This is a genomic window from Streptomyces sp. NPDC000348 (assembly GCF_042898795.1).
Lineage (GTDB): Bacteria > Actinomycetota > Actinomycetes > Streptomycetales > Streptomycetaceae > Streptomyces.
In genome coordinates, this window is record NZ_JBIAZD010000013.1 from 212,030 (window position 1) to 218,419 (window position 6,390).

Here is a 6,390-nt window from a genome sequence, read left to right on the forward strand (position 1 = left end):
AGGTAAGCCTTGCCTAACCTACCGAAGATCGGGGTGCGCGCCAACCCGGGGGCGTGATCCTCACGGGACCTTCAGGGCGCGAGGACGCCCAGCAGGGCGCGTGCGCACAGGTCGCGCACCTGTTCACGGTCCGGCTCCGCGTCGCGCAGCCACTCCAGGCAGACCGCCGTGGTGAAGGCCAGCCAGCCGCGCACGGCGAGCCGGGTGTCCGGCCGCGCCTCGAAGGCGGGTCCGAACTCGGGGTCAACGGCGAGCGCGGCCAGGATCTGCCGCTCCTGCGCGGCCAGGGCCTGCCGGTAGACCCGGCGCACCGCCCGGTCCCCCGCCGCGTCGGCACGGTGGAAGGCGCGATAGCCGTGCGCGTGGGTCCGGACGTACTCCAGATACGCGTCGAGACCCGCCGTGAGCTGCTCGCGCACCGGGCGGCCGGGGACCGCCGCCGTCAGGCGGAGCATCCGCTCGCTCTCGCGCTCCACCACGGCCGCGAAGAAGTCCCGCTTGGTCGGGAAGTAGTGGTAGAGCAGCCCCCGCGACACCCCGGCGATCCCGGCGACCTGCTCGATCCACACGTCGTCGTAGGGACTCTCCGAGAACAGCCGCGCGCCGACCGACAGAAGCTGCTCCCGGCGCTCCGCGGTGCTGAGCCGACGGCGCGTGTGCCCGCCCTGGTTCACGGCCATTCCCGCACTTTACTTGACGCCGGTTCAACAACCGGACCAGACTGAGGCCGCGTTATTGAACTCGCGTACAACACGTCGCACGCGCACGCCGGGTCGAAGGAGATCGCGTCATGGCGGAGACGACGACACGGGCCGTACCACCGAGGGGCTTTCGCGGCGCGGAGCGGGACTGGCCGGAGCTGCACCGCATCCCCCGCCCCCCGTACCGCCTGCCGCTGCTCGGCGACGTCGTCGGGGCGGGCGGGCGCACGCCCCTGCAGGACTCGCTGAAGTACGCCCGCCGCCTGGGGCCGATCTTCCGGCGGAACGCCTTCGGCAAGGAGTTCGTGTTCACCTGGGGCGCCGGGCTGGTGGCCGATCTGGCCGACGAGTCGCGGTTCGCCAAGCACGTCGGGCTGGGCGTCGCCAATCTGCGGCCGGTCGCGGGCGACGGGCTGTTCACCGCGTACAACCACGAACCCAACTGGCAGCTGGCGCACGACGTGCTGGCCCCCGGGTTCAGCCGGGAGGCCATGGCCGGTTACCACCCGATGATGCTGGCCGTGGCGGAGCGGCTGACGGAGCACTGGGACCGTGCGGCGGCCGGGGGCCGGCCGGTGGACGTGCCCGGGGACATGACCAAGCTGACGCTGGAGACGATCGCGCGGACCGGGTTCGGGCACGACTTCGGGTCCTTCGAGCGGCCCCGTCCGCACCCGTTCGTCACGGCGATGGTCGGGACGCTCACCCACGCCCAGCGGCTGAACAGCGTTCCCGCGCCGCTGGCCCCGCTGCTGCTGCGCCGCGCGAGCCGCCGCAACACCGCCGACATCGCGCGCCTGGACCGCATCGTCGACGAGGTGGTCCGAAGCCGGCGGGCCGAGGGCGGCGGGGACGGTGACCTGCTGGACCGGATGCTGGAGACCGCGCACCCCCGGACCGGGGAGCGGCTGTCACCCGAGAACGTCCGCCGCCAGGTGATCACTTTCCTCGTCGCCGGCCACGAGACCACCTCGGGCGCGCTCTCGTTCGCCCTGCACCACCTCTCCCGGCACCCCGGCGTCGCGGCCCGCGCCCGCGCCGAGGTGGACCGCGTCTGGGGCGACGCGGCGGCACCCGGCTACGAACAGGTCGCCAGGCTGCGCTACGTCCGCCGGGTCCTCGACGAGTCGCTGCGGCTGTGGCCGACCGCGCCGGCCTTCGCCCGGGAGGCCAGGAAGGACACGGTGCTGGGCGGGGAGCATCCGATGCGGCGCGGTGCCTGGACGCTGGTGCTGACGCCGATGCTGCACCGGGACCCCGGGGTGTGGGGCGCGGACGCCGAGCGGTTCGACCCGGACCGCTTCGACGCGCCGGCGGTGCGGGCTCGTCCGCCGCACGTGTTCAAACCCTTCGGGACGGGGGCCCGGGCGTGCATCGGGCGGCAGTTCGCGCTGCACGAGGCGGTACTGGTGCTGGGGTTGCTGCTGCGCCGGTACGAGCTGCGGCCCGACCCCGCTTACCGGTTGCGGGTCACCGAGCGGCTCACGCTGATGCCGGAGGGATTGCGGCTGTGGCCGGAGCGCCTGGCCGCGGCGCGGGGTCGGGCAGGGCCTGATTCCGTCTGAGGCGCGTCGCCGCGGGCGGGGGGTGGGTCGCGCGGCCCGGCGCTCACGGGGTGCTGTCGCGCCCACCCGTGCCGCCATGGGGGTGCCTCCCGGGTCTTCGAGGCACTGGAGGAGGCACGACTGCCTGCGGGAACGGCGGCCGTCACCGCCCGCGGGGGCGGGGTCAGTGTTCCGGTGGCTCCAGGCGTTCGAGGCGGTCGGGATCGGCCAGGACGTACATGCCGGTGATGCGGTCGTCGGTGATGGTGACCGACAGGACCGAGTGGACGCGGCCGTCCACCACGCTGAGCAGGCCCAGCGCGTCGTTGACCAGGACCGTCCGGGCCACCGCGGTGTACCGGGCGAACAAGAGCGCCGACTCGGCCACCGTCTTCGCACCCCGGAGGATCCTGGAACCGGCCGCCCCCCGGACCAGGGCGCCCGCGTCCGCCCGCAGCACCACGTCCGGATGGAGGACGGCGACCAGCGCCTCGAAGTCACCGCCGCGCGCGGCGGCCATGAACGCTTCGAGCACCTGCCGCTGCCGGCCGGGATCGGGCTCGGAGGAGGGGGTCGCGTCCCGTACCCGGCGGCGGGCCCGGCCGGCGAGCTGCCGGGTCGCGGCCGGGCTGCGCTCCACGACCGGGGCGATGTCGTCGAACGGCACGGCGAACAGGTCGTGCAGGACGAACGCCAGCCGCTCGTCGGGCTTCAGCGTCTCCAGCACCACCAGCATCGCCACGCCCACCGAGTCGGCGCGCAGCGCCTCCTGTTCCGGGTCCGCCCGGGAGAGGGGTCCGATCACCGGGTCCGGGACGAACGTCTCGTCCATCGGCTGCTCGCGGCGCGCGGCGCGCGAACGCAGCAGGTCCAGGCAGATCCGGCCGGTCACGGTGGTCAGCCAGCCGCCAAGGTTGCCGATGTCGCCGGTGTCGGTGCGGCCCAGCCGCAGCCAGGCCTCCTGGACGGCGTCCTCCGCCTCGGTCAGCGAGCCGAGCATGCGGTAGGCGACCGCCTCGAGATGCCCGCGGTGCTCCTCGAAGCGCTCCGCCAGCAGGTGCGCGTCGTCGGCCACGGGGCTCACCGGGGGAACAGCTCGAAGGCGACCGCGGGCCGGTTCCCGAACCGCTTCCCCGTCTCCTCGGCGAAACCGGTCAGCAGACCGCGGGCGTACGCCTCCGGGTCCTCGTCGGTCAACGCCTGGATGTAGGTGCGGTGTTCGAGCAGCGACGCGATCGCACGCTCCAGCCCGTCCGTCGCGTCCACCGCGTGCGTGGGACGGTCGGAACCGGCCACCGCCACCCAGCGGACGCCGTTCCACGGTTCGAGGCCCCGCTCGACCAGCTCCGGGAAGATCCAGCGGTTGCCCGCGTCGCCGGCCGCGTCGAGCGTGGCCCGCCCGACGGCCACGTGGTCCGGGGTGTTCCAGTGGATGCCGCCCCAGGTGTCCCGGTGGTTCAGGGTGATCACCAGCTCGGGCCGGTACCGGCGGATCGCGGCGGCGATGTCCCGGCGCAGCGCGGGCCCGTACGCGACGACCCCGTCCGCGTGGTCGAGGAAGTCGACCTCCGACACACCGACCACGGCCGCGCTCGCCCGCTGCTCCCGCTCCCTGAGCGGGCCGCACTCCGCCGGCTCCAGGGTGTCGATGCCCGCCTCGCCCCGGGTCGCCAGGACGTAGGAGACCTCGCGGCCGGCGTCGGTCCAGGACGCGATCGCCGCCGCGCAGCCGTACTCGAGGTCGTCCGGGTGGGCCACCACGGCCAGGGCACGCCGCCAGTCGTCGGGCACGGGCGGGAGTTGACTGATCGTCGGCTCGGTCATGTCCGCAGACTAACCCGCCGCACCGGCATCACCGGGCCCCGCTCACACCTCGTCGCGCGCCAGGGCGAGCAGCCGGTCCAGGACGCGGGGACCGCCGGCCCGGACACCGTCGTGCTCGAACTCGTCGGTGACCCAGGTGCGCAGGCCCCGGACGGCACGGGCCGTCCGCAGGGAGTGGGCGGTGTCGACGTACATGTCGTCGTGGTAGACGGCCGCCGCGACCGGGACCTCGTTGACGGCGAGGCGCGCCGGGTCGTACAGGGGCGTCCAGTCGGTGCGCGCGGCGAGCAGTTCGGCGGTCTCGCGCAGCGGGCGCAGCGCGGGGTCGCAGTCGAACATCCAGGGGTGGATGGTCTCTCCGGTGAACAGCAGCGGTTCGTCGCCGGCGAGCGTCTTGGCCGCGTCGAACCGCGGGAACTCGGCCCGCACGCGCTCGGCGGACCAGGCGGTGGGCCGGGCGTCCTGGCCGTAGATCGCCTCGTGGATCAGCGCGTACAGCGGATGTCCGGCGTACGACAGCAGGCCCTGCGCCTGCTCCTGGAAGGCGTCGGAGAGGGCGGGGCCGCCCGGGGTGCGGACGAAGGCGTCCTCCAGGAGGTGGTGCAGCCGGTGGCTGCCCTCGCTGCCGCCGAGCATGATGCCGAGGGACTGGAACGCCTCGACGGTGAACCGGTAGCCGTTCGGCAGGACGACCTCGTGGGTCAGGAGGTGCTCGGCGATGCGGCGGGCGCGTTCGACGTCCTGCGGGTAGCGGGCGTAGTGGGCGGCGACCTTGCGTTCGACGCGCGGGTAGGCGGCCCGGTAGACGTCGTCGGCGTGGGCGTCGAGGGAGGGCAGTCCGCCGGTGACGAGGGCGGTGTCCAGGCCCTCGGGGGCGGTGGAGAGGTAGGCCACGGTGCAGAAGCCCCCGAAGCTCTGGCCGAGGACGGTCCAGGGGGCGCCGCCGGTCACCTCCGGGCGGATGGCCTCGCAGTCCCGCACGATCGAGTCGGCGCGGAAGCGGGTGAGGTAGTCGGCCTGTTCGGCGGGGCCGCCGCGCAGCGGGAGGGTCTGGCGGCTGGCGGGGGTGGAGTGGCCGGTGCCGCGCTGGTCGAGGAGGAGGACGCGGTACTCCTCGAGGGCGCGGCCGAGCCAGGCCGGCTTCCCGATGAAACGGTTCGCCCCGAAGCCGGGGCCGCCCTGGAGGTAGAGCAGCCAGGGCAGGTCCCGGCCGGCCTTGTCACCGGCGACGACCTCACGCGCGTACAGCTCGATCGTCTCCCCCGAGGGGTCGTCGTGATCGAGGGGCACGGTGAACCGGCGGTCGGTGAGGACCACTCCGGGCTGGCGGTAGCTGACGGACAACGGGGCTCCAGGGACGAACGGATTGTCGGACCGTGACCCAGTTCAGCACATGTTCGTCCGGCCACCGAGCCCGGGATCATGAAATCCTTTCCGGGCGTCCGTCAGCGGACCGCCAGACTGGAGCGCCGGACCACCAGTTCCGGGCGGAGGACGACCCGGCGGTGCTCGTGCGGCCCGGCGGCGCTCCCGCTCTCGGTCTCCTCCAGCAGCAGCTCGGCCGCCAGGGCGCCCATGGTGACCGCGGGCTGCCGTACCGAGGTCAGCGGCACGGCCGCCGCGGCGGCGAACTCGATGTCGTCGTAGCCGACGATCGCGAGGTCGTCGGGAACGCCGACACCGGCCGCGTACATCGCCTGGAGCACACCGAGGGCGAGCAGGTCGTTGGCGCAGAAGACGGCGGTGGGCCGGTCGGCGAGTCCGAGGAGGCGGGCGCCCGCGTCGCGTCCGGCGGCGACGTCGAGCCGCTCGGTGGGCAGTTCGCGCAGGCAGTCGGGGCCCAGTCCGGCCTCGGCGAGGGCGTTCAGGGCGCCGGTGCGGCGGTCCCGGACCTGGTTCAGTCCGGGCGGGCCGCAGACGTACGCGATGGAACGGTGCCCGGCGTCGACGAGGTGCCGCACGGCCAGCGCGCCGCCCGCCACGTCGTCCACGGAGACCGAGCACTCGGTGGTGCCCTCGGCGACCCGGTCGACCAGCACGAAGGGGATGCCGTGCCGGCGGAACGCCTCGATGTTGCGGCCGGTGGCGTCCGCCGGGGTGAGCAGTACGCCCCGCACCCGCTGTTCGGCGAAGAGGGAGAGGTACTCGGCCTCCTCGCCCGGGTTCTGGGCGCTGTTGCAGACCATCACGCCGAGCCCGGCCTCGCGCGCGGCGCGTTCGGCGCCGCGCGCGACGCGCCCTCATTAACTTTGTGTCCAAAAAGGGGCGGGGACTCCCCGACATTGGGGGCGGGCCGGGCGCCCCCGACGCGGCGCCGGGCG

5 protein-coding genes and 1 pseudogene are annotated in these 6,390 nt (G+C 74.1%); 1 reads left to right on the forward strand and 5 read right to left on the reverse strand.

The window, feature by feature from the left end:
• Positions 1 to 71: 71 nt before the first annotated feature.
• Positions 72 to 680 (reverse strand): TetR/AcrR family transcriptional regulator, encoded by a 609-nt coding sequence (locus ACFY3N_RS25125; protein ID WP_390818969.1) that lies wholly within the window; start codon positions 678 to 680, stop codon positions 72 to 74.
• Positions 681 to 790: 110 nt separating this feature from the next.
• On the opposite strand from ACFY3N_RS25125, the gene ACFY3N_RS25130 reads away from it, so the two are divergent.
• On the forward strand, positions 791 to 2,266 hold the full coding sequence (locus ACFY3N_RS25130; protein WP_390818970.1) for a cytochrome P450: 1,476 nt from the start codon (positions 791 to 793) through the stop codon (positions 2,264 to 2,266).
• Between the two features lie 163 nt (positions 2,267 to 2,429).
• On the opposite strand, the gene sigJ is transcribed toward ACFY3N_RS25130, so the two are convergent.
• From sigJ to ACFY3N_RS25150, 4 genes and pseudogenes are all read right to left on the reverse strand, one after another.
• The gene (gene sigJ / locus ACFY3N_RS25135) at positions 2,430 to 3,329 is read right to left on the reverse strand and encodes an RNA polymerase sigma factor SigJ (protein ID WP_390818971.1); all 900 of its coding nucleotides are present in this window, start codon (positions 3,327 to 3,329) and stop codon (positions 2,430 to 2,432) included.
• Positions 3,326 to 4,069: a PIG-L deacetylase family protein gene (locus ACFY3N_RS25140; protein ID WP_390818972.1), complete on the reverse strand. Its 744-nt coding sequence runs from the start codon at positions 4,067 to 4,069 to the stop codon at positions 3,326 to 3,328. Before ACFY3N_RS25140 ends, sigJ begins: the two co-directional genes overlap by 4 nt.
• A 42-nt stretch (positions 4,070 to 4,111) precedes the next feature.
• Entirely contained in the window at positions 4,112 to 5,413 is a 1,302-nt protein-coding gene (locus tag ACFY3N_RS25145) for an alpha/beta fold hydrolase (protein WP_390818973.1), read from the reverse strand.
• Positions 5,414 to 5,514: 101 nt separating this feature from the next.
• Positions 5,515 to 6,303, reverse strand: a pseudogene (locus ACFY3N_RS25150) (substrate-binding domain-containing protein); the annotation flags it as partial.
• Between the last annotated feature and the right edge of the window lie 87 nt (positions 6,304 to 6,390).